This window comes from Streptomyces sp. TS71-3 (assembly GCF_018327685.1).
In the GTDB taxonomy this organism is placed as follows: Bacteria; Actinomycetota; Actinomycetes; order Streptomycetales; family Streptomycetaceae; genus Streptomyces.
Genome location: NZ_BNEL01000001.1, coordinates 5632079 through 5653617 on the forward strand (window position 1 = coordinate 5632079; position 21539 = coordinate 5653617).

At 73.0% G+C, this 21539-nt stretch carries 18 protein-coding genes and 1 pseudogene; 10 read left to right on the forward strand and 9 right to left on the reverse strand.

Annotation, left to right across the window (positions count from 1 at the left end):
- Positions 1-41 precede the first annotated feature (41 nt).
- Together Sm713_RS23045 and Sm713_RS23050 are read left to right on the forward strand one after the other, a co-directional pair.
- Positions 42-404: a hypothetical protein gene (locus tag Sm713_RS23045; RefSeq protein WP_212911446.1), complete on the forward strand. Its 363-nt coding sequence runs from the start codon at positions 42-44 to the stop codon at positions 402-404.
- Between the two features lie 522 nt (positions 405-926).
- Positions 927-1016 (forward strand): annotated as a pseudogene (locus Sm713_RS23050) (acyl-CoA dehydrogenase family protein); the annotation flags it as partial.
- 88 nt (positions 1017-1104) lie between these two features.
- Here the strand turns inward: Sm713_RS23050 and Sm713_RS23055 are convergent.
- The 8 genes from Sm713_RS23055 to Sm713_RS23090 all read right to left on the reverse strand — a co-directional run bounded on the left by Sm713_RS23055 (position 1105) and on the right by Sm713_RS23090 (position 9477).
- Positions 1105-1698, reverse strand: a complete 594-nt coding sequence (locus Sm713_RS23055) for a cupin domain-containing protein (RefSeq protein ID WP_212911447.1) — start codon at positions 1696-1698, stop codon at positions 1105-1107.
- 86 nt (positions 1699-1784) lie between these two features.
- Positions 1785-3155, reverse strand: coding sequence for a cytochrome P450 (locus Sm713_RS23060; RefSeq protein WP_212911448.1), 1371 nt, complete (start codon positions 3153-3155; stop codon positions 1785-1787).
- The gene (locus Sm713_RS23065; RefSeq protein ID WP_212911449.1) at positions 3152-4234 is read right to left on the reverse strand and encodes a type III polyketide synthase; all 1083 of its coding nucleotides are present in this window, start codon (positions 4232-4234) and stop codon (positions 3152-3154) included. The genes Sm713_RS23060 and Sm713_RS23065 overlap by 4 nt, the downstream gene beginning before the upstream one ends.
- 182 nt (positions 4235-4416) lie before the next feature.
- Positions 4417-4941, reverse strand: coding sequence for a hypothetical protein (locus tag Sm713_RS23070; RefSeq protein WP_212911450.1), 525 nt, complete (start codon positions 4939-4941; stop codon positions 4417-4419).
- A 239-nt stretch (positions 4942-5180) separates the two neighbouring features.
- Positions 5181-5417: a DUF6213 family protein gene (locus tag Sm713_RS23075; RefSeq protein ID WP_212911451.1), complete on the reverse strand. Its 237-nt coding sequence runs from the start codon at positions 5415-5417 to the stop codon at positions 5181-5183.
- 150 nt (positions 5418-5567) lie between these two features.
- Entirely contained in the window at positions 5568-6962 is a 1395-nt protein-coding gene (locus tag Sm713_RS23080) for an NADP-dependent succinic semialdehyde dehydrogenase (RefSeq protein WP_212911452.1), read from the reverse strand.
- A 401-nt stretch (positions 6963-7363) separates the two neighbouring features.
- Complete coding sequence (locus Sm713_RS23085) at positions 7364-7867, reverse strand: NUDIX domain-containing protein (protein ID WP_212911453.1); 504 nt, start codon at positions 7865-7867, stop codon at positions 7364-7366.
- A 74-nt stretch (positions 7868-7941) separates the two neighbouring features.
- Positions 7942-9477: an ATP-dependent DNA ligase gene (locus Sm713_RS23090; protein WP_212911454.1), complete on the reverse strand. Its 1536-nt coding sequence runs from the start codon at positions 9475-9477 to the stop codon at positions 7942-7944.
- Between the two features lie 456 nt (positions 9478-9933).
- Here Sm713_RS23090 and asnB point away from each other — a divergent pair, with 456 nt between their 5' ends.
- The 3 genes from asnB (at position 9934) to Sm713_RS23105 (ending at position 14517) form a co-directional block, all read left to right on the forward strand.
- Complete coding sequence (gene asnB / locus Sm713_RS23095) at positions 9934-11775, forward strand: asparagine synthase (glutamine-hydrolyzing) (RefSeq protein ID WP_212911455.1); 1842 nt, start codon at positions 9934-9936, stop codon at positions 11773-11775.
- 158 nt (positions 11776-11933) lie between these two features.
- Positions 11934-12692, forward strand: coding sequence for an MgtC/SapB family protein (locus tag Sm713_RS23100; RefSeq protein WP_212911456.1), 759 nt, complete (start codon positions 11934-11936; stop codon positions 12690-12692).
- Between the two features lie 523 nt (positions 12693-13215).
- Positions 13216-14517: an MFS transporter gene (locus Sm713_RS23105; protein WP_249416660.1), complete on the forward strand. Its 1302-nt coding sequence runs from the start codon at positions 13216-13218 to the stop codon at positions 14515-14517.
- 274 nt (positions 14518-14791) lie between these two features.
- Here the strand turns inward: Sm713_RS23105 and Sm713_RS23110 are convergent, their stop codons facing one another.
- Positions 14792-15766, reverse strand: a complete 975-nt coding sequence (locus Sm713_RS23110) for an acetylxylan esterase (protein WP_212911457.1) — start codon at positions 15764-15766, stop codon at positions 14792-14794.
- Between the two features lie 238 nt (positions 15767-16004).
- Here Sm713_RS23110 and Sm713_RS23115 point away from each other — a divergent pair, with 238 nt between their 5' ends.
- The 5 genes from Sm713_RS23115 (at position 16005) to Sm713_RS23135 (ending at position 21456) form a co-directional block, all read left to right on the forward strand.
- Positions 16005-16559 (forward strand): hypothetical protein, encoded by a 555-nt coding sequence (locus Sm713_RS23115; protein ID WP_212911458.1) that lies wholly within the window; start codon positions 16005-16007, stop codon positions 16557-16559.
- Positions 16560-16951: 392 nt separating this feature from the next.
- The gene (locus Sm713_RS40595) at positions 16952-17539 is read left to right on the forward strand and encodes an RNA polymerase sigma factor (RefSeq protein ID WP_249416451.1); all 588 of its coding nucleotides are present in this window, start codon (positions 16952-16954) and stop codon (positions 17537-17539) included.
- The gene (locus tag Sm713_RS23125) at positions 17530-18288 is read left to right on the forward strand and encodes a hypothetical protein (protein ID WP_374196019.1); all 759 of its coding nucleotides are present in this window, start codon (positions 17530-17532) and stop codon (positions 18286-18288) included. Before Sm713_RS40595 ends, Sm713_RS23125 begins: the two co-directional genes overlap by 10 nt.
- A complete protein-coding gene (locus Sm713_RS23130) occupies positions 18275-18622 on the forward strand; it encodes an Asp23/Gls24 family envelope stress response protein (protein WP_212911461.1) in 348 nt (115 codons plus the stop codon). Before Sm713_RS23125 ends, Sm713_RS23130 begins: the two co-directional genes overlap by 14 nt.
- Before the next feature lie 401 nt (positions 18623-19023).
- Entirely contained in the window at positions 19024-21456 is a 2433-nt protein-coding gene (locus tag Sm713_RS23135; RefSeq protein WP_212911462.1) for a PQQ-dependent sugar dehydrogenase, read from the forward strand.
- The last annotated feature ends 83 nt before the right edge of the window (positions 21457-21539 follow it).

Consider the following 21539-nt stretch of genomic DNA (forward strand, 5'->3'; position numbering starts at 1 on the left):
CTCCGCGGGATCGGGAGATCCGACCGCATGTGGGGGCAGGTATGGCCAGACAGAAGACGCGATTCTCCACCCTTGACCTGCAACTTGAGGCGATAGCCGACATCCTGGCGATGGCTCAGCGCGAGCCAGATCCAGACCGGCGAGCCGACCTGTTGCTTCTCGCGGAGCGCTCGTTCGCCGCGTACTACGAGGAGCACAAGGCGGTGCTGGCGCGTCGCGGCTTCAAGGTGATCAAAGACGGCGCGATCGTCGCTGCACTGCTCTTCCCGCTCACGTGGCTTCGCGCCGCGGGGAAGGGGCCTCACCGGAAGGTCATAGCGAGTGCAGTCACGGCGACCATCGGCGCGGGAGCCGTGGCACTCGCTGTGTGGCCGGGCGGCCGCCGGCGATGGCGCCCACCGTGAGCGCGCCGCCCAACGTGAGTACGCCGTCTACTGGGAGCGCTCCACCGCCCTCAGCGCAGCCGTCGGCGCCTACGCCCACGGAGGGCAGCGCGAGCCCTGAGCCGGCGCCCAGCGCTTCGGGGGCTTCGCCGTCGGCGACCTCACCCATCCCCGGCCCGTCATCCGTGGCGGCGGCCAGCGGGGCGCTTGTGCCTTCCGTGCCGGTACCGCCTGGGGATGGGAGTGGAAGCCCCCAGCCGCCAGAGAGCGGGAGCCCATCCACTCCGCCGGTGACTCCCGGACGGCCGGGCCGGCTGGCACGGCCCGACTGCATCCTGGGCATGGACATGCCGGTCGTGCAGCTCGACCTCGGGCATTTCCTGTGCCTGTAAGTGGGAGAAAGTTGGGAGACGGACGTCCGTATCCGCCCTGTAGAGAGCCCGTATCGAGACAGTAGGGAGACGGTGGAGCGATCCGTGAAGTGGCGTCTGACCTGGGGCGGAACGCTCATCCTGCCCAGGTCGGCAGCCTCCCGCCTCATGCGACGCGGCGATCTACACCATCTTCGAGGGCACCAGCGAGATCCAGCGCCTGGTCATCGCGCGCACGCTGTCGGGGATGCCGATCCGCTGACGTCCGCGGGCGGCGGGCACGCCGCCCGGGTCCGGCGCCGGCCGCGGCCCGGCCCGCGGCGCCTGCGGCTTCCGCGGCAGACGCGCGGTCACGGCACGGCCGGCGGCCGGTCCTCCGCGGTGCCGCGGTGCGGTCGGCAGGCCCCGGCCGATGGGCCGTGCCGCAGCGGGGTGAGCTGCTCGATGTCGTAGCGGCGGCGCAGTTCGGCGATGGCGGCGTGGTCGGGCGGGCCGCCGGCGGAGAGGATCTCCAGCAGCTCGTCGAAGTAGCGTTCGTGGTCCGGCGGCGGGGAGGCCTGGAAGAACATCTTCGCGGGGGTGTCCGTGGGATTGGCGAACGCGTGCGGGCAGCCCGGCGGCACCACGATGACCGTGCCCGGCGTGGCCCGCACCACGCGGCTGCCCGACGACGACTCCCAGTCCTGCCAGCCGTCCGGGGTGCGCACCCGCGGCTCGAACGCGAGCACGTCCAGCTCGCCCTCCAGCACGTAGAACAGCTCCTCGCTCCTGGTGTGCAGATGAGCGCCCACGTCGAAGCCGGGCGGCACCATCACCTCGAAACTCGACGCGCTGCGCGAGTGCGAGCCCGTCACCTTGAACGTCACCTGCTGCGCGGGCGTGCGTACCGTGCGGCCGTGCCCCGGAGGCACCAGCAGGCCCTCGGGCGGGGTGAGCGCGGTCATGGGTCTCCCTGGAGCGGTTCGGGGGCGGCGCCTCCCGGGCCCCGCGGGACCCGGGAGGCGATGTCACGGGAGCGTGCCGGGGCCGGTCACCAGGTGACCGGAAGGGCCTCCGGGCCCCGGATCAGCGCGCCGAGGCGCCACGGGACGTCCTCGGGGGGCACCGCGAGCCGCAGACCGGGCATCCGGTCGAGCAGGGTGTTCACCATCAGCTCGGTCTCCATCCGGGCGAGGATGCCGCCGGGGCAGTAGTGCGGGCCGTGCCCGAAGGAGACGTGCGGGTTCGGCATCCGCTCGAAGTCGATCCGGTCCGGGTCGGGGAAGACCTCCGGATCGCGGTTGGCCGCCAGGTACGACACGTAGACCGGCTCGCCCTTGCGGATCTCGGCCCCCCTGATGACCACGTCCTCCATGGCGATCCGGGACAGGCCCACCGCGGAGCGGTGCGGGATGTACCGCAGCAGCTCGTCGATGGCCTGGGCGCGCATCTCGGGCTCCGCGCGCAGCCGCTCGGCCAGCTCGGGCCGGGTCAGCAGCAGGTAGAACATCTGGCCGCTGTTGTTGGTGACCGCCTCGCCGCCGATCTGGATCAGCACCGCGAGGCCCACCGCCTCGTCCAGGCTCATCTCCTGACGGCCGACCGCGGCGCCGAGCAGCGACGTGACGTCCTCCGCGGTGCTGCCGCGCCGGGACCGGATCAGCTCGGTGAAGCAGGCCGCCATCTCGTCCTTCGCCTGTTCGCTGACCTTCGCGCCGTGCGACGACGACAGGATGAGCTGGGTCCAGGTGTGCATCCTCTCGTGGCCCTCCTCCGGCACCCCCATCAGCTCGCAGATGACGGCGATGGGGAAGGGGCTGAGCACCCGCTCCGTGAGGTCGGCGGGCGGGCCCTCGGCCAGCAGCCGGTCCACCATCTCGTGCAGCGCTGCCGCCGACCGCTCCCGCACCGACTCCACACCCCGCGCCGTGAAGGCCGGCGCCACCGCCCGCCGCAGCCGGGTGTGCTCCGGCGGATCCGCGAAGCCGACCGCGCCCGGCACCGGAATGAAGTGCGGGGCCAACCGGGTGACCTGGTAGTCCATCACGGCCGCCCTGCTGAACCGGGCGTCGTTCGTCACCATCCGCACATCGTCGTGGCGGGTGACGAGCCAGGCCCAGCCCTCGCCGTTCGGCAGCCGGATCCGGGTCACCGGGCCCTCGCGCATCAGCTCGGCGAGCACCGGGTCGAACTCCACGGCGGTCAGGTCGAGCGCCGGCCAGAACCGCACGGGCGGCAGGGTGCGGGTGTCGGCGCCCGCACCGACCGGGCAGCCCCCGCCGGCCGGCGCCTGCGCCTGCGCACCCACCGAGGTGTCGGTACCGGCCGAGCCGCCGGGGCCGCCGGTGCCCTCCCCGCCCTTCGGAGGCCGGTCGGCCGGCTCCTCCAGGGCCGTGGGGCTGGTTGTCGTGTCGTCGGTCATACGGTGACCTCCACCGTGGCGGGGACCCGGTCGTGGGACGTCCAGCGGCCGAGCGCCATCTCGGCCGTGATGCCCGGTCCGAATCCGGCGAGCAGACCACGGGCACCGTCCTTGGCGCCCCCTTCGTCGAACAGCCTGCGCAGCGCGTCCAGGACCACGGCGCTGGCGATGTTCCCGTACTCCGTGAGCGTCTCCCTGCTGAAGCGGAACGCTTTGGGAGGGACCTCCAGGTACTTGGTGAGGTCGTCCAGGATTCTGGGGCCGCCGGCGTGGATGATGTAGAAGTCCAGGTCGGAGGCGTCCCAGCCGTGGAGCCCCGCGAGCTCCTTGAGCGCCGGAGCGAGCGGCTCCATGGTGCCGGGCACCCGCTTGTCGAGGAGGAAGTGGAAGCCGGTCTCGCGGACGTCGTAGGCGATCCAGTCCTCGGTCTTCGGGATCAGGTACGAGCCGTTGCGCACGAGTTGGACGCCGGTGCCGCCGGAGCCGCGCACCACCGCGGCCGCGATCCCGTCGCCGAACAGCCCGTTGGAGAGCAGCGAGCCGACCCCGAGGTCCGTCGGCTGGTAGCACAGCGAGCAGAACTCGCAGGCGACGATCAGCGCGTTCTTCTCGGGATAGGCGGTGCAGAAGTCGTGGGCGCGGTTGATCGCGGCACCGCCCGCGGCGCAGCCGAGCTGGGCGATCGGTATCTGGCGGGTGTTGCTGGGGAAGTCCAGCGCGTTGATGAGCCAGGCGGTGAGCGACGGCATCATGAATCCCGTGCAGGACACGTAGATGATCACGTCGATGTCTTCGGGGGTGAGGTCGGCGTCGCCGAGGGCGCTCAGCACGACGCCGGGCACGCGCGCCTTGGCCTCGGCCTCGTAGAGCTTGTTGCGCTGCTCGAACCCCGGGTGCTTCAGGGTCTCCGAGATGGGCTGCACGATGTGCCGGGTGAGGACCCCGGTGTTCCCGATCAGCCGTAGCGCGAGCGGTAGTTGGGGGTTGTCGGCGTGGAGGGTGCGCGCGAGGTCGAGCGTCTCCTCCATGGTGATGACGTGTTCCGGAACGGAGACCGTCGGCTTGCACAGAGTGGCCATGGACCTGACCTTTTCTCGCCCCCCGAGTGAAGGTGGATGTCCCCACGATCTCCTGACCGGGCGGGGATATCGCGCCGGACTACTCCAGAGAGGGGGAGACATCGGATGCCGCGGGCCGCCGGGTCGGCCCGGGCGACTGGGCTCCCGTTCGGACGGCGCCTGCCGTGTCCGAACGGAGGACCTCAGCGGAGTCCGGGCGGCGCCGGCTCGTCCGTACGGGGCACGGGCCCGTACCCGTGCCACCGCTCGTGGAAGCGGCGGGCGCCCGCGCCGGGGGCGCCCCGGGAGCGCGCCCCGGGGCCGGGCAGGACCAGCACCGGCATGTGGGGGCGCCGGTGTGGCACGGCGCCGTGAGCGCCCCGCCACCACCTCCGGCCGTCCGGCGCGATGAACATGTACGGCGCCGCCCGCCGGTCCGGCACCGCCCGCATGTCCGGGCGGCCCAGGGGCGGTTGACCGGTGAAGGCCCTGAACCTCCCCTCCCTGGCGTGTGGAGCGCCGTCCGGCCGGATGGTGCCGAGGACCAGCCGGGTCTGCGCGCACGCGCGGCCCGAGCCGAAGAGTGCCGTGGCCCTGGCGGGGGAGCGGTGCGCAGGGGCGGACGGCGGATGGTCGAGAGCCTCGCAGGCGAGGGACACCGCGGCGGTCAGCGCGGCGAACGCCGCACCCGCGGTGACCAGACGCGTACGTGTGTGACGGAACCACATGGGCGGGGATCCTCACTGCTCGTCGGCTGGATGCGCCCACTGTGGCAAGGAGCGAAGGCCGCGGATACCCCTACTTCACAAGCTAGCGGTCAAACCGCCGGTTTGGTGTAGTCATTCACAAGACAGTCATCTAGGACAACTGGCCTCTTCGGTCAGGATGAAGGCAAGCTTGTCCGTAAATGGTCAATATCGGATGTTTCCGGTCGTTCGGTACGTCTCGCCGGATGCGTCGCCTCGCCTCAGTCGCGGCTGCCGCTGCTGTGCGCGATGCACGCCACGTCGATGCGGTCGGCCAGCTTGGCCAGCTCGATGGTGAGCGTGGCGACCGTGTCCTCGTCGAGGTCGTCCCGGCCGGAGTGCACCAGGTGCAGCCAGTGCCCTCCCACGGCGCGGAGCAGCTTGCTGACGTCGGCGGCCGCCACATGCAGCTGGCCGTGGTGGTCGATGATCAGGGGTGGTGTCACCTCGCGACCCACTGCAGCCTCCCGGGGGACGACGACCCTGTGGATCGTAGCCGCTCCGGGCGCGTGCGCCGCGGAGCAGCGCGCGCGCCGGACGGCGCGCCGAAAAGTGGGTGCGCCGTCCGGCCCCGCGGCGCGCCCCGCCCCCCGGGCCGCGCCGGCGGTTCAGTCCCGCTGCCAGACGGTGGTGGCGTTGCAGAACTCGTGGATGCCGTGCCCCGACAGCTCCCGCCCGTAGCCCGAGCGCTTCACGCCGCCGAACGGGAACGCCGGGTGGGAGGCCGTCATGCCGTTCACGTACACACCGCCGGCCTCCAGGTCGCGGGCGAAACGCGCCACCTCGGCCTCGTCCCGCGTCCAGACGTTGGAGCTCAGCCCGAAGGGGGTGTCGTTGGCGAGCCGCACGGCGGCGTCCAGGTCCGGCACCCGGTAGAGCGTCGCCACGGGGCCGAACGCCTCCTCGTGGTGGATCCGCATGGCGTCGGTGACGTCCGCCAGGACCGTCGGTGCGTAGTACCAGCCGCGCTCGCCCAGCTCCTCGGGCCGCAGCCCGCCGCACAGCACCGTGGCGCCCTTCTGTACCGCGTCCTCGACGAGCGCTTCCAGGTCCGTGCGGCCCTGCTCGCTGGAGAGCGGCCCTACCTGGGTCTCCTCGTCCATGGGGTCGCCCACCCGCAGGGCCCGCATGCCCTCGGCGAAGCGCTGCGCGAAGTCGTCGTAGACGCTCTCGTGCACGATGAACCGCTTCGCGGCGATGCACGACTGCCCGTTGTTCTGCACGCGGGCCGTCACCGCCGTCCGCGCGGCCTCGTCGAGGTCGGCCGAGGGCATCACCACGAAGGGGTCGCTGCCGCCCAGTTCCAGCACCGTCTTCTTGATCTCGTCCCCGGCGATCGACGCCACCGAGCGGCCGGCCGGCTCGCTGCCGGTGAGCGTCGCCGCCGCCACCCGCGGATCGCGCAGGACGCCCTCCACGGCACCGGACCCGATCAGCAGGGTCTGGAAGCAGCCCTCGGGGAAGCTCGCCCTGCGGAACAGGTCCTCCAGGTAGAGCGCGGTCTGCGGCACGTTCGACGCGTGCTTGAGCAGGCCCACGTTTCCGGCCATCAGCGCCGGCGCGGCGAACCTGATCACCTGCCAGAGCGGGAAGTTCCACGGCATCACGGCCAGCACGACGCCCAGGGGCCGGTACACCACCCGGGCCCGGTCGGCGCCGGAGTCCTCGACGTCCACGGCCGAGGGATGCTCGTCGGCCAGCAGGGACTCGGCGCGCGCCGCGTACCAGCGCATCGCCTTGACGCACTTCGCGGCCTCGGCCCGCGCCTGGGCGAGCGGCTTGCCCATCTCGGTGGTCATGACGCGCGCGATGTCCTTCTCGTCCTCCTCCAGCAGCTCGGCGGCGCGGCCGAGCAGCACCGCCCGGTCGCCGAAGGTGGTGTTGCGGTAGGTGGCGAAGGCCTCGGCGGCGGTCGCGATGCGCCGGCCGATCTCCTCGGCGCCCAGGGCGTCGTACGTCTTCAGCGTCTCGCCGCTGGCCGGGTTCACCGTCGCGATGGGCATGGGTACGACCTCCTGGAGCCGGTTCCTCGACCTTGGCCCCGGCACACGGGAGCCGCAAACGCACCGCGCCCGGGGTGGGGCGCGTACCCGCTCGCGCACGGGTCATGCGCGGGGGCGAGCGGAGCACGCGGGCGGTGCGGCGGGGGCCGGCGGCTGCCCGCGCCACCCTGCGGGTCGCCACCGGTCGGGACGGGTGGTTCTGTCGCATCCGGGCCACCGGCTGGCGAGTGGTTGTTCACGCAGTTCCCCCCCTGTGGGGGTGGCGTCCGCTGTCAGGTGGCTCCGCCGTGGTGTCACCGGCCGGGTGGGGTGGTTTTCTGTCGTGTCCGGATCAGTGGCTGGTTGGTGGTTGCTCACGCAGTTCCCCGCGCCCCTGTCGGGGCGGGGCCCAGCGGCACCTTTCAGCGGTCCCCGCTTGCCGTCAGGCGCTCCGCGAGCCGCTCCAGGAACGCCGCCTGGGCCTTCACGATCCGCTCCCGCGCCTCGGCGAGGGGGAACCACGCCACCCGGTCGAGCTCGGGGAACTCGGCGGTGCGACCGGAGCCCCGCGGCCACTCCATCGTGAACGTCCCCGGAGTCACCGAATCCGGGTCGAGGTCCCCGGGCACGGCCCACGCGGTGACGACCTTGCCGCCCGACTGGCGCACCTCGCCGAGCGGCAGCGGCTCACCGTCCGGCGCCGGCAGCCCCAGCTCCTCGGTGAACTCGCGCCGGGCGGCGTCCCAGGGCTCCTCGGGCGGCCCGTACTCGCCCTTGGGCAGGGTCCAGGCCCCGGCGTCGCGGCGCGCCCAGAACGGGCCGCCCATATGGCCGAGCAGTACCTCCACGGTGTCCGCCGCCGCCCGCCCGGCGCCCCCGGCCGGCGGCCGGAAGAGCAGGAGTCCCGCGCTGCGCCTGTCCGTCATGCCCCCAGTGTGGTCGGGCCGCGGGCCGCCGTCACGCGTGGGCCGTGCCCGTTCACACGCGGGCCCGTACCCGTTCAGGCGTGGGCCGCGAGGACCGTCTCCACCGTGTCGGCCTCCTCGGGCAGCTTGTCCTCCCGGTAGCGCACCACCCGCGCGAAGCGCAGCGTGACCCCCGCCGGGTACCGCGTGGAGCGCTGCAGCCCGTCGTAGGCGATCTCCACGACCAGCTCGGGACGGACCGTGACCACGTGGCCGTCGTCGTGCACCGCGAGCTCGCCGAGCCGCTCGGTCTGCCAGGCCAGCATCCGGTCCGTCAGCCCCTTGAAGGTCTTGCCGAGCATGGCGAACGAGCCGTCCGGCCTGCGTGCGCCCAGGTGCAGGTTGGAGAGCTTGCCGGTGCGCCGGCCGTGGCCCCACTCGACGGCCAGGACCACCAGGTCCAGGGTGTGCACGGGCTTGACCTTCAGCCAGGACGCGCCGCGCCGCCCCGCGCTGTAGGCGGCGTCCAGGGCCTTGACGACCACGCCCTCGTGGCCGCGCGCCAGGGTCTCGGCGAGGAAGGCGTCCGCGGCGCTGCGCGCCTGCTCGTCCGCCGGGTCGGTCACGAGCGCCCGCCGTACCCGCATCGGCTCGGGGACCAGCCGCGCCAGCTCGTCGTGGCGCCGGCCGAACGGCAGCGCGAGCAGGTCGCGGCCGTCCACGGAGAGCACGTCGAAGAAGACCGGCGCCACCGGGAGCTGAGCCGCGGCCGTCGCGACGTCCAGCCGGGAACCGACCCGGCCCGCGATGTCCTGGAACGCCCTCGGCCTGCCGTCCTCGTCCAGTGCGAGCACCTCGCCGTCCAGGATGAAGCTCTCCGCCGCAGACTCCAGGGCGACGGCGGCCACCTCGGGCAGCCGCTCGGTGATGTCGTCCAGGGTGCGGGTGTAGACGTGCACGTCCGGGCCCTGCCGGTGGACCTGGACGCGGATGCCGTCCAGCTTCTCCTCGACCGCGCAGGCTCCGAGCCGGTCGAGCGCGTCGCCCACCGACGCCGCGCTCTGGGCCAGCATCGGCTGCACCGGGCGGCCCACCGTCAGCGTGAACTCCTCCAGCGCCTCGGGCCCGCGCGCCAGGAGCGCCTCGGCGACCGCCGGGAGCGAGCCCGCCAGCATCACGGCCCGCCGCACCTCGGCCGGGGGAGCGCCGGTGGCCTGGGCCAGCCCCTCGACGGCGAGGGCGTCCAGGGCGCCCTGCCGCACCTCACCGGTGAGCAGCCCGATGAGGAACCGCTGCTCGTCGGCGGTGGCGGCCCCCAGCAACGCTCCGACCAGCCCCCGGCGTTCGGCTCCCGACCCCGGGCCCGAGACCGCGCCGAGCTCGGTGAGGGCGGTGTCCACCTCGCGCACCGTCAGGGCCGGCTCCGCGGCGGGCGGCACGGGGTGGCGTAGCACGCTCCAGCCGATGCCCAGCCGCCCCTGGGGCAGCCGGCCGGCGAGATAGGGGATGACCACCGGTACGTCCGCGGGCTCCGCGTCCCGGAACAGCTCCGCCAGCAGCGCCGTCTTGCGGGACCGTGCCGAGGTGGCGGCGACGTCCCGGGAGACCTGGGCCAGCCGGGCAAGCAGCATGCAGCCATCGTGCACCCACGGGGCCCGCGGCGCCCAGCCCGCCGGGCGCGCGCCGGCCCCGGGGCGGTAGGCGGCCCACGGCGGCCGGCACCGTGCGGTGGACGGATGGGAGCGGTCCCCCACCGCCTGCCGGCAATACCCCTCAGGGATTGAGGAAAGCTTTGCCGATGGCTTGATCATTGCGCTCCGGGCCGGCCGTGCCGTGCCCCGGCCCCCGGCGGAAGAGGCAATCCGGAGGAGGGCCCTCCGGGGTGTCGGCCCGCGGGCGGCTGGAATGCACCGTTCCGCGCGCCGGGGTCGTCAAGACCGCGTTGACCTTCGTAGCCCACGTGACCCACGCTCGTAACATAGGTGCTGGTTACAACTGATTCCGCAACCGGTGCGTTCTGGTGCAAAACCCTTGACCACTGCCCTGTCTTACGGCCGTTGCGGAATTCGAAACCGGGAGGAATCGGGATGTGTGGCATCACCGGCTGGGTGTCCTTCGACCGTGACCTGGGGGCATCCGCCGAGACATTGGATGCAATGACGGAGACGATGGCCTGCCGGGGTCCGGACGACCGGGGCACGTGGATCAGCGGGCCCGCCGCGCTCGGGCACCGCAGGCTTGCGATCATCGACCTGCCGGGCGGCCGTCAGCCCATGAGCGTCGACACGCCCGAGGGCCCCGTCGCCATGGTCTATTCGGGAGAGGCCTACAACTTCACCGAGCTGCGCCGGGAGCTCGCCGGCCGCGGCCACGCGTTCCGCACCGACTCGGACACCGAGGTGGTGCTGCGCGGCTACGTGGAGTGGGGCGAGGCGGTCGCCGAGCGGCTCAACGGCATGTACGCCTTCGCCATCTGGGACGGTCGCCGCGACAAGCTGGTGATGATCCGGGACCGCATGGGCATCAAGCCGTTCTACTACTACGAGACGCCCGACGGCGTGCTCTTCGGCTCCGAGCCCAAGGCCATCCTGGCCAACCCGCTGGCCCGCAGCCGCGTCACCCTGGACAGCCTGCGGGAGCTGTTCACCTTCATCAAGACGCCGGGCCACGCCATCTGGGACGGCATGCACGAGGTGGAGCCCGGCACCGTCGTCACCGTGGACCGCTCCGGGCTGCGGCGACACGTCTACTGGCAGCTGGAGACCCGGCCGCACACCGACGACCGCGCCACCTCCATCGCCACCGTGCGCGAGCTGCTCGACGACATCGTGCGCCGCCAGCTCGTCTCCGACGTGCCCCGCTGCACCCTGCTCTCCGGCGGCCTGGACTCGTCCGCGATGACCGCGCTCGCCGCCCGGCAGCTCGGCGAGCGGGGCGAGCGGGTGCGCAGCTTCGCCGTGGACTTCGTCGGGCAGACCGAGAACTTCGTCGCCGACGAGCTCCGCCAGACCCCGGACACCCCCTTCGTGCACGACGTGGCGCGCGAGTCCGGCACCGACCACCGCGACATCGTGCTCGACTCCAACGCCCTCGCCGACCCCGAGGTGCGCGCCAAGGTGATCCGCGCCCGGGACATACCTGCGGGCTTCGGCGACATGGACGCCTCGCTGTACCTGCTCTTCAAGGCCATCCGCGAGCACTCGACGGTGGCCCTGTCCGGCGAGTCCGCGGACGAGGTCTTCGGCGGCTACCTCCAGTTCTTCGACGAGGACGCCCGCAAGGGCGGCACGTTCCCGTGGATGGTGCAGTTCCGCAGGCACTTCGGCGACGACGCGGGCGTGCTCCGGCAGGACCTGCACGAGGCCCTCGACCTGAGGTCCTACGTGGACGACGGCTACCGGGACGCGATAGCCGCGGTGCAACGGCTCGACGGCGAGAGCGACTTCGAGTACCAGATGCGCAAGATCTGCCACCAGCACCTGACCCGTTTCGTCCGGGTCCTGCTGGACCGCAAGGACCGCGCCAGCATGGCCGTCGGCCTTGAGGTGCGGGTGCCGTTCTGCGACCACCGGCTCGTCGAGTACGTCTACAACACCCCCTGGGCCCTGAAGTCCTTCGACGGGCGCGAGAAGAGCCTGCTGCGCGAGGCCACCGCCGACGTGCTGCCGCGCTCGGTGTACGAGCGGGTCAAGAGCCCCTACCCGTCCACCCAGGACCCCAAGTACGCCGTCGCGCTCCAGGAGCACGTCAGGGACCTGCTGTCCAAGCCGTCGCACCGGGTGTTCGACATCGTCGACCGCGGCCGGCTCGAAAGCGCCGCGTCCAGCGAGGCACCGCAGATCACCCAGGCCTCCCGGCGCGGTCTGGAGCGGGCGCTCGACCTCGCGCTCTGGCTGGACATGTACCAGCCCGAACTGGTCCTGAGCTGACAGAGCCGTTGGCTCCCGCGGCCGGCAGGCGCATCCGGTGCCTGCCGGCCGGCCCCCTTTCCGGGCGGGGCGCTCGGGACATGCGCCCCGCGGCCGGGTGACATATCCCTCGGCCGGATGAGGGGAGCGCGGGTCGCCACGGAGAGACAATCAGGGTCATGCCAGCTTCTGCCCTGCACTCCATACTCGCCGGCCCGCCGCCGCTGTTCGACATCTCCGCGGGGCAGGGTCTGCGGCAGTTCGCCGAGTTGGGTGTGGCCCTGCTGCTGTCGTCGCTGATCGGCCTGGAGCGTGAGGCGCGGCAGAAGAGCGCGGGGCTGCGCACCCACACCCTGGTCGGGGTCGGCAGCGCGCTCTTCATGGAGGTCTCGCAGCACGGCTTCGGCGCGGTCCTCGGCCTCGACAGCGTCGCGTTCGACCCGTCCCGGGTGGCCGCGCAGATCGTGTCGGGCATCGGCTTCATCGGCGGTGGTCTGATCTTCGTCAGGCGGGACGCCGTGCGCGGCCTCACCACGGCGGCGACCGTATGGCTGACCTGCGCCATAGGCATGGCGTGCGGCGGCGGACTGGTACTGCTCGCCGCGGGGGCCACCGTGGTGCACTTCCTGGTGATCCGGGGCTTCCCCCGGATGTTCGCCTGGCTGCCGTCGGCGGCCCCCGCCGGGCTGGTGGAGCTGCGGCTGCGGTACCTGCCGCGCAGGGGGCTGCTCGGCAGGGCGCTCGAACTGTGCACGGGGCGCGGCTTCCAGGTCGTGGACGTCCAGGTGGAGGAGCGGCAGGAGGGCGGGGACGGTCCCGTCGACGTCGTCCTGCGGCTGGCGGGCTCCAGTGCCGCGCACGAGCTCGTGGCGGAACTGGCGGAGTGGGACGGCGTCAGCGGGGTGCGCCTCGGGCGGGAGCCGGACCGTACGGAGTGAGCCATCGCTCACCGTGCCGGACGGCGGTCCGTCCCGCACCCTCGCCGGCGTGCCGTATTCCTTCCGTGCCCCACCCGATTCCTTCCGCGCCTCGCCCGGCGTGCCGATCCGTGACGCGTTCCCGGCAGCGTGACCGGCATGGGCGGCATGGCCGGGAGATAGACAGGCAAACTTTGCAGTTAACCCTGTCTATCTTCTACTCTGGATGCATGCAGTACGCATCCGATCCGACACGGGTGAGCCGGTGACACACCGAGGCACCCAGGACGCCGGCGCACGGCCCACCACCCCCGGGCCCCGCGCCGCCGGTCCCGCAGAAGCCCGCCCGGCCGTCCTCGCGGGCCCCGAGGCGCACGCCGCGCAGGTGCGCAGCCGGACGACCGGCGCACGCGCGGCGGGCCCGGGCGGTGCGGCGCCGTGGGACCCCCGCAGCGGCGGGGACGGCCGGGAGCGGCCGGGCTTCAGCGCCCGCCTCACCGCGCCACTGCTGCTGGGCTCCCTGCTCAACCCCCTGAACACCACCATGATCTCCACCGCTCTGGTGGCGATCGGCCATGGCTTCGGCATCGGCGCCGCCCAGACCGCCTGGCTGATCTCCGTGCTCTACCTGGCCAGCGCCGTCGCCCAGCCCGTGCTCGGGAGGCTCGCCGACGTGCTCGGGCCGCGGCGGGTCTTCCTCGGCGGCCTCGTCGTGGTCGCCGCCTCGGGCCTGGTCGGGACGCTCGCGCCGACGTTCGCCTGGCTGCTGGTGTCCCGGCTGCTGCTCGGCATCGGCACTTCCGCGGCGTACCCGGCGGCGATGTCGGTGCTGCGCGACGAGTCGCGACGGGTCGGCCGCAGCACGCCCCGTCCGGTGCTGGCGCGGCTGTCCTTCGCGGCGCTCGGCAGCGCCGCCGTCGGCCCCACGCTGGGCGGGCTGCTGGTGACGGCGGTCGGCTGGCGCGGCATCTTCGCGGTGAACGTGCCGGTGGCCGTGATCGCCTTCGCCAGCGCCCTGGTGTGGATTCCCGCCGACCCGCGGCGCGGCGAGCGGTCCGGTGCCCCGGACGCGCCGGCCGGCGACCGGCCGCGCGCGGCGCTCGACCCGCTCGGCATCGGGCTGTTCTCCGGCGTGCTGACCGTGCTGGTCTTCTTCCTGCTCGACCTCTCCCACCCGATGTGGTGGCTGCTCGCGCCGTTCGCCGTGCTGACCGCGGCCCTGGTCCTGTGGCAACTGCGCCGCGCCCATCCCTTCATCGACCTGCGCATGCTCGCCGGCAACCCCGCCCTGGCGCGCACCTACCTGCGGCACGGCGTGAGCTATCTGCTGATCTACTGCGTGATGTACGGCTACACGCAGTGGCTGGAGGAGGGCCGGGGCTTCACGTCCGGCCACACCGGGCTGCTGATGCTGCCGATGTCCGTGTGCGCGCTCGCCTGCTCGCTGCTCGGCGCCCGTACCAAGGGCATCCGCGCCCCGCTCATCGTCGGCAGCGTGCTGCTCACCGTGGGCGCGGGCGTCCTGACACTGCTGGGCGGCGCCACCCCGCTGGCCCTCCTGCTGCTGGTCGGCGCCTGCTTCGGCATTCCGCAGGGGCTGATCGGCACCAGCAACCAGGCGGCCGTGCAGTTCCACGCCCCGGCCGGCGACATCGGCGCGGCGGCCGGACTCCAGCGCACCGCCCAGTACCTCGGCGCCATCACCGCGTCCAGCCTGATCGCGCTCGCCTACGGGCAGCGGGCGAACGACGCGGGCCTCCACCTGATGGGCATGGCCTCCGGTGTGCTCGGCGTCCTCCTGATCGCCCTCACGGTCACCGACCGGGCGCTCAGACGGCGGGTCTGAGCCCGCGGCGGGTTTGAGCCCGCGGCGGGTTTGAGCCCGCGGCGGGTTTGAGCCCGCGGCGGGGGTGCTCGGACGGCGGACGTGGGGTTCCGGACGTGGGATTCCGGAGGTGGAACCATCCCCGACGGGCCGTTCCCCGTACCCCGGGCGGGGTGTGGGGAACGGCCCGTCGGACTCCCGGCCACCGGCCGGCTGGTGCGGGACCGCAAGGGCCCCGGCCCGGCGAGACAGGGCAGGTGGGGGGCGCCTCCAGGCGGCCTCCCCGCGGTCTCCCTCAGCCCTGCCGCAGCAGCGGCGGCAGCCACCGCAGTTGTGCCGCCTCCTGGAACGGACCGCCGCCCTCGTGGGCGTTGAAGTCGTACACCTCGATGGCCTTGTCGGCGTTGCCGTAGGCGTTGAACGCCGCGAAGACGGTCGACGGCGGGCAGGTCATGTCCTCCAGGGCGGTGGAGAACAGCGCCGGGGCCCGGCCGCGTGCGGCGAAGTGCACCCCGTCGAAGTACGCGAGCGCCCCCTTCACCTGCTCGGTGTGGCCGCGGTGGGCCTTGAGGTACCTGCCGATCTCCCGGTACGGGTCGCGGTCGGTCAGCGTGATCGCCCGCGGGAAGTCGCACAGGAAGGGGACGTCGGGGGCCACGGCCACCAGGTCGGGCACCAGGCCAGAGACGGCGAGCGTGATGCCGCCGCCCTGGCTGATCCCGGTCACCGCGGTACGTGCGGCGTCGGCCAGCGGGTGGGACCGGGCGGCCTCCACGGCGCGCACGGCGTCCGTGAACACCCGCCGGTAGTAGTACTCGTGGGGGTCCTCGATGCCCCGCGTCATGTAGCCGGGGTGGGCGGGCGCGCTGCCCGCCGGGTCCGGGGTGTCGCCGGGGGTGTTGCTGCTGCCCTGGCCCCGGGTGTCCATCACGAAGTGGGCGAAGCCCGCCGAGGGCCACAGCAGGTGGGTGTGCGCGAGGCCGCGCCCGCCGCCGTACCCCACGAAGGTGACCACCAGCGGAAGCGGCTCGACGGCCCCCGCGGGCAGCGTCAGCCAGCCTCTCACCGGGTGGCCGCCGTACCCCGCGAACGTCACGTCGAACACCTCGACCGTGCGCAGGTGCGTGTCCACCGGATCGAAGCGGGCGTCGAGCGCGTGGTCGCGCGTCTCGGCGAGGGTCTTCGCCCAGAACGCGTCGAAGTCCTCGGGCTCCACGGACACGCTGCGGTAGTCGCGGAGCCGGTCCAGGGGCAGGTCGAACAGAGCCATGCGGAACCGCCTTGGGATGGAAGATCGGGCATCCGCACGGTACGTCCTCGCGCGCGATGATGGCAGAGGCTCTTCCCGAGGCGGAACGCGATCGGCGGTGGTGTCCCGGCCGCCCGGGTAGCATCCGGCTGCGGCCGCCCGGAGTTCCGGGCCGCCGCGGTCACCGGGACGCGCCGGCGCCGGCATCCACCGAGGGCCCACCGGCGGCCAGGGCCCTCGCGCAGACGGGAGGAAGACCGTGCCATCCCACCCGGCACCGTCCGAGCCGGCAGGCGGCGTGCTCGCCCGGGCGGCCCATCTGCTCGACGAGGCGGCAGCGGAGCACGGCGGAGCGCTGTGGCGGCTGGCCGCGGAGGGCAGGCAACTGGACGCCAACCTCGTCAGGCTCGCGGCCGGCACGTCCGTGCCCGAGCACGTGGAGCCGGACCTCGACGTGCTGGTGTGCGTGGTGGCCGGCGGCGGAGCGCTCCGTACGGACGCCGGCGAGCAGGAGCTGCGGCCCGGATTCGTGGCCTGGCTTCCGCACGGCACCCGCCGGGCCGTCCGCGCGGGCGCCGCGGATCTGGCCTACGTCACCGTCCACCGCCGCCGCCCGGGGCTGACCATCGGCACCCGGGACGACGCCGCCCGCACGGCGCCACCCACGCCCCGGGCACCCAGGGACACCGTGGTGACCGAGGGCGGCGAACCGGCCTGCCTGCTGCACCGGGTGTGCCCCGAATGCGGCCGCCTCGCGCAGGAGAGCGACGCCCGCTACTGCGCCCGGTGCGGCGAGCCGCTGCCCGCCGATTGACGGCAGCCGGCCTCCGTTCCGCTTCGCGGGCCCACGTCCCCGTGAGCCCATATCCCTCACCGCGGGGTCCGCCCCGTTCCGCCGGCTCGTATCCCCAGTCCGCCGGGCCCGTCTCTCCGTCATCCCCCGCTCCCTCCGCCAAGCCCACGTCCTCCTCCCGCCAATCCCCGCCCCGCTCCACCGCCGCCCGCCACCCGGGTGCCGTCCGCCCGCCACCCGGGTGCCGTCCGCCCGCCACCCGGGTGACGCCGCCCGGCCCCCACCGGGCGCGCCGCCCGTGCCCGGCGCCGCGGGCTGCCACCGTGGTCCTGAGCACCAGCAGGCGTGGTCCTGCACGGCGCGGCGGGCGCGGGTCCCGCACACCAGCAGGGCGCAGGCGAAGGAGCGGCCCATTGCACCGGGACGCCACGGAGCCGGCCGAGCGGGAGCGCCGGGAGGACGCGCCCGACGACGCCCTGCTGGTGGCGCGTGCCCGGGACGGCGACGAGGACTCCTTCGAGGAACTGGTGCACCGGCACAGTCCCGCGCTGCTGAGCCTCGCCACCCGGATGCTGGGGGACCGCGCGGAGGCCGAGGACGCCGTCCAGGACGCGTTCGTGGGCGCGTGGCGGCGGCTGCCCGAGTTCCGCGGCCAGGCGTCGTTCCGTACGTGGATGTACCGCATCGTCACCAACCAGAGCCTCAACCACCTGCGCGCCCGGCACCCCGCCACCAGCCTGGAGGCGGTGCGGGAGCCCGCCGCCCCGGAGCACGAGGCGTCGCCCGAGCGGCTTGCCGAGTCGAACGCCGCCATGCGCGACCTCGCCGAGGCCATGGCGGACCTGTCGCCGGAGCAGCGCGCCTGCTGGGTGCTGCGGGACCTGCACGACATGTCGTACGACGAGATCGCCGACGCGGTCGGAGTGGGGCGCCAGGCGGTCCGCGGGCGGATCTTCCGGGCCCGGCGCCATCTGACGGCGGCCATGGAGGCATGGCGGTGAGCGAGAGCCACGGGCGTTCCGCCGGAGTCCCGGACGACGAGCTGCTGCCCTGCGGAAGGTTCCTCAGCGTGATCTGGGAGGCCGGCCACGCGGGGACGGCCGCGGAGGACCCGCATATGCGCACCTGCCCGTACTGCACGGCGGCCCTGCACGAACTGCGGGCCCTCGACCGGTTCGTCGAGCAGGCCCGCACCGCGGACCACCTGCCGCCCGGCGCGGACCGGCCGGCGCCCACCGTGGTGGGGACGCCGGGGGCCGCGGACGACCCGTTCACGGCCCGGGTGATGGAACTGGTCCGCCTGGAGCTGAGGCCCGGCCGGTCGCTCCCGCTCGGGCGGCCCGGAGAGGACCTGTGGATCGTGGAGGCGGCGGTGGCCAAGGCATTCCGCGCGGCGGTCGACACGCTGCCGGGGGTGCGCGCGGGCAGCTGCCGGGTGCGCCCCGCGAGCCCGGACGCCGACGGGCAGCGGGGTCCGGTGCTGGTGCGCATCGAGGTGGTGAGCTCCCTGGAGCACAACCTCCAGGACGTCGCCGAAGCGGTGCGGCACCGCGTCCTGGACACCGCCCGGCGGGCGGTCGGCCTCCTCGTGGACGCCGTCGACGTGACCGTCGCCGACATCCTGGACGACGGGGGCCGCGCCCGGGGCGCCACCTTCAGCGACGGGGGTGGAGCCGGCGGCACGGACACGGGCGCCCGCGGAGGCCGGGGGAACGACGACCGGGGCGGGAGGGCCGATGACGACGCATGACGTCCGCCGGGCCGTCGAGGAGACCGTGGCCGCCGCGGCGGAGCGGGTACCGGGCGTCGCCGCCCTCACCCCGCGGCTCTCCCGGCTGCTGGGCGGCACCCGGCACCGCGTCAGGACGGCGGGCGGGCCGGCACCCGTACCGGGCGTGCACGCACGGCTCGACGCCGGCCGGCGTACCTGGCAGATCGAGGTGAGGGTCAGCACGGTCAGCGGGCACCGCGCCCTGGACGTCACCCGCGCGGTACGGGCGGCCGCAGCCGAGGCCGCCCGGGGCGTGCTGGAGGGAACGGGCGAGGCGGCCGCCGTCACCGTCACCGTCACGGCTCTCGTCTGAGTCCGGTGCGGGGGACCCGCCCGCGATGCGGGGACGGGCAGGCCTGAGGGGCCGTCAGCCTCGGGAGACCAGGGCTCCGGAATGCTGCCCGGGCGCGGAAAGGCGAGCCGATCCGGAAAGGCCACGGCCCGTCCGGAAACCCCAGCGCCATGGAATTTTGACACGGCCTTGACAAATCCGGAGGGGAATTGCGAGCATGCAAAAGAATTGAGCTGCCGTGTAAAAAACTTTTGCATTCTGTGCAATAAGTCGCTTGTCACTTCTCTGGGATGGAGGTGTTCCCCACCGCGTCCCAGGGCGTGCGAGCGTCCCACCACCGCGGCAGCAGAACACACCAGGAGCAAGCGCGGCCGGCGCGCGCCTTGCCTGACACCCCACGCACGTCAGGAAGGAAAAAGCTCATGTCACGACACCCCCGCAAAGGGTGGAGACTGATCACGGCGCTCGCCATGATCATTGCTGGCGGGGCCGCGGTCGCCCTCCCCGCCAGCGGCGCGTCACAGGACATTCCCGCCGCCGACTACCAGCAGGTGCAACTCGCCGTGGGCCCCGACGAGCTGGGCGAGGCCATGTCGCTTGCGGTGCTGCCCGACCGGTCCGTCCTGCACACCTCCAGGGACGGCACCCTGCGGCTCACCGACGCCGGCGGCAACACCAAGGTGGCGGCGAAGCTGAACGTCTACAGCCACGACGAGGAGGGGCTTCAGGGCGTCGCGGCCGACCCGAACTTCGCCCAGAACCGCTTCGTCTACCTGTACTACTCGCCCCGGCTCAGCACCCCGGACGGCGACGCCCCGGTGAACGGCTCGGCCGCGGACTTCGAGCCTTTCAAGGGGCACCTGAACCTGTCCCGGTTCGTGCTGAAGAGCGACGGCACGCTGGACACGGCGAGCGAGAAGGTGCTCCTGGAGGTCGGCAACGACCGGGGGCAGTGCTGCCACGTCGGCGGTGACATCGACTTCGACAGCAAGGGCAACCTCCTGCTGACCACGGGCGACGACACCAACCCGTTCGAGTCCCAGGGCTACTCGCCGCTGGACGAACGCGGCGACCGCAACCCGCAGTTCGACGCCCAGCGCTCCGCGGGCAACACCAACGACCTGCGCGGCAAGCTGCTGCGCATCCACCCGGAGGCGGACGGCAGCTACACGATTCCTCCCGGCAACCTCTTCGCCAAGGGGACGGCGAACACCCGGCCCGAGATCTACGCCATGGGCTTCCGCAACCCGTTCCGCATGCAGGTCGACAAGGCGACCGACATCGTCTACCTCGGCGACTACGGACCCGACGCGGGCACCACGGCCTCCGACCGCGGCCCGGGCGGGCAGGTGGAGTTCGACCGCATCACCAAGGCGGGCAATTTCGGCTGGCCGTACTGCACCGGCACCAACACCTCCAACGAGACGTACAACGAGTACACCTTCCCGAGCGGCCCGTCCGGCGCCAAGTACGACTGCGCGGGCGGTCCGACCAACAACTCGCCCCACAACACCGGCCAGCAGAAGCTGCCGCCGGCCCAGCCCGCCTGGATCCGCTACGGCGGCGACGCCGGCTCCCCGCCGGAGTTCGGCGGCGGCTCCGAGTCCCCGATGGGCGGCCCGGTCTACCACTACAACGCGAACCTCGACTCCCCGGTGAAGTTCCCCCAGTCGCTGGACGGCAAGTTCTTCGCCGAGGAGTACGGCCGCAAGTGGATCAAGCCCATCACGATCAACTCCGACGGCTCCCCGGGCACGATCGAGAGCTTCCCGTGGACCGGAACCCAGGTGATGGACTCGGCGTTCGGCCCGGACGGGGCGCTGTACGTGCTCGACTACGGCACCGGCTCCGGCAACCAGGCCCTGTACCGCATCGAGTACATCGCGGGCACCAACCGCAGCCCGGTCGCCAAGGCGGCCGCCGACGTCACCTCCGGAAAGACCCCGCTGACCGTGCACTTCTCCTCCGCGGGCAGCGCGGACCCGGAGGGCGAGGCGCTCAGCTACTCCTGGGACTTCGGTGACGGGCAGACCTCCACCCAGGCCAACCCGACCCACCAGTACACCGATAACGGCACCTTCAGCCCCACGCTCACCGTCAGGGACCCCGAGGGCCTGACCGGCACCGCGAGCCTCGTCGTCACCGCGGGCAACACCGCCCCCACGGTGAGCCTGACCAGCCCCGTGGACGGCCAGCTCTTCAGCTTCGGTGACACCGTGCCCTTCTCGGTGCAGGCGAGCGACCCCGAGGACGGCCAGGTCGACTGCAGCAAGGTGAAGGTCACCTACCTGCTCGGCCACGACAGCCACTCGCACCAGATCAGCACCAAGACGGGCTGCACCGGGTCGTTCCCGCTGCCGACGGACGGCGAGCACGACAGCGCCGCGAACCTCTACGGTGTCTTCGACGCCGAGTACACCGACGCAGGCGGCCTGACCACGCACAGCATCAGGAAGCTCCAGCCCAGGCACCGGCAGGGCGAGCACTTCAGCGCCCAGTCCGGCATCCAGATCGCCGGCCACGGGGCGGCCGAGGGCGGCAACACCGTCGGCTTCACCGACAACGGCGACTGGATCTCCTTCACGCCCTACGCGCTGGGCAACGCCAAGACGTTCACCGCGCGCATCGCCTCCGCGGGTCCCGGCGGCACCATCGAGGTGCGGGCCGGCTCCCAGACGGGCACCCTGCTCGGCACCGTGACCGTGCCCTCCACCGGCGACTGGGAGAACTACCAGGACGTCAGCGGCGACCTGAGTGGCGGCCCCGAGGACACGACCAGCCTCTACCTGGTCTTCAAGGGCCCGTCCGGACAGGGCAACCTCTTCGACGTCGACTCCTTCACGATCGGCTCCTGACATGAGACGACCACGCATACGCCGGGCGGAGCCCCGCCCGACCGAGACCGGGCGCCGCGGCCCGGGCAGAGGCGTCCTGCGCC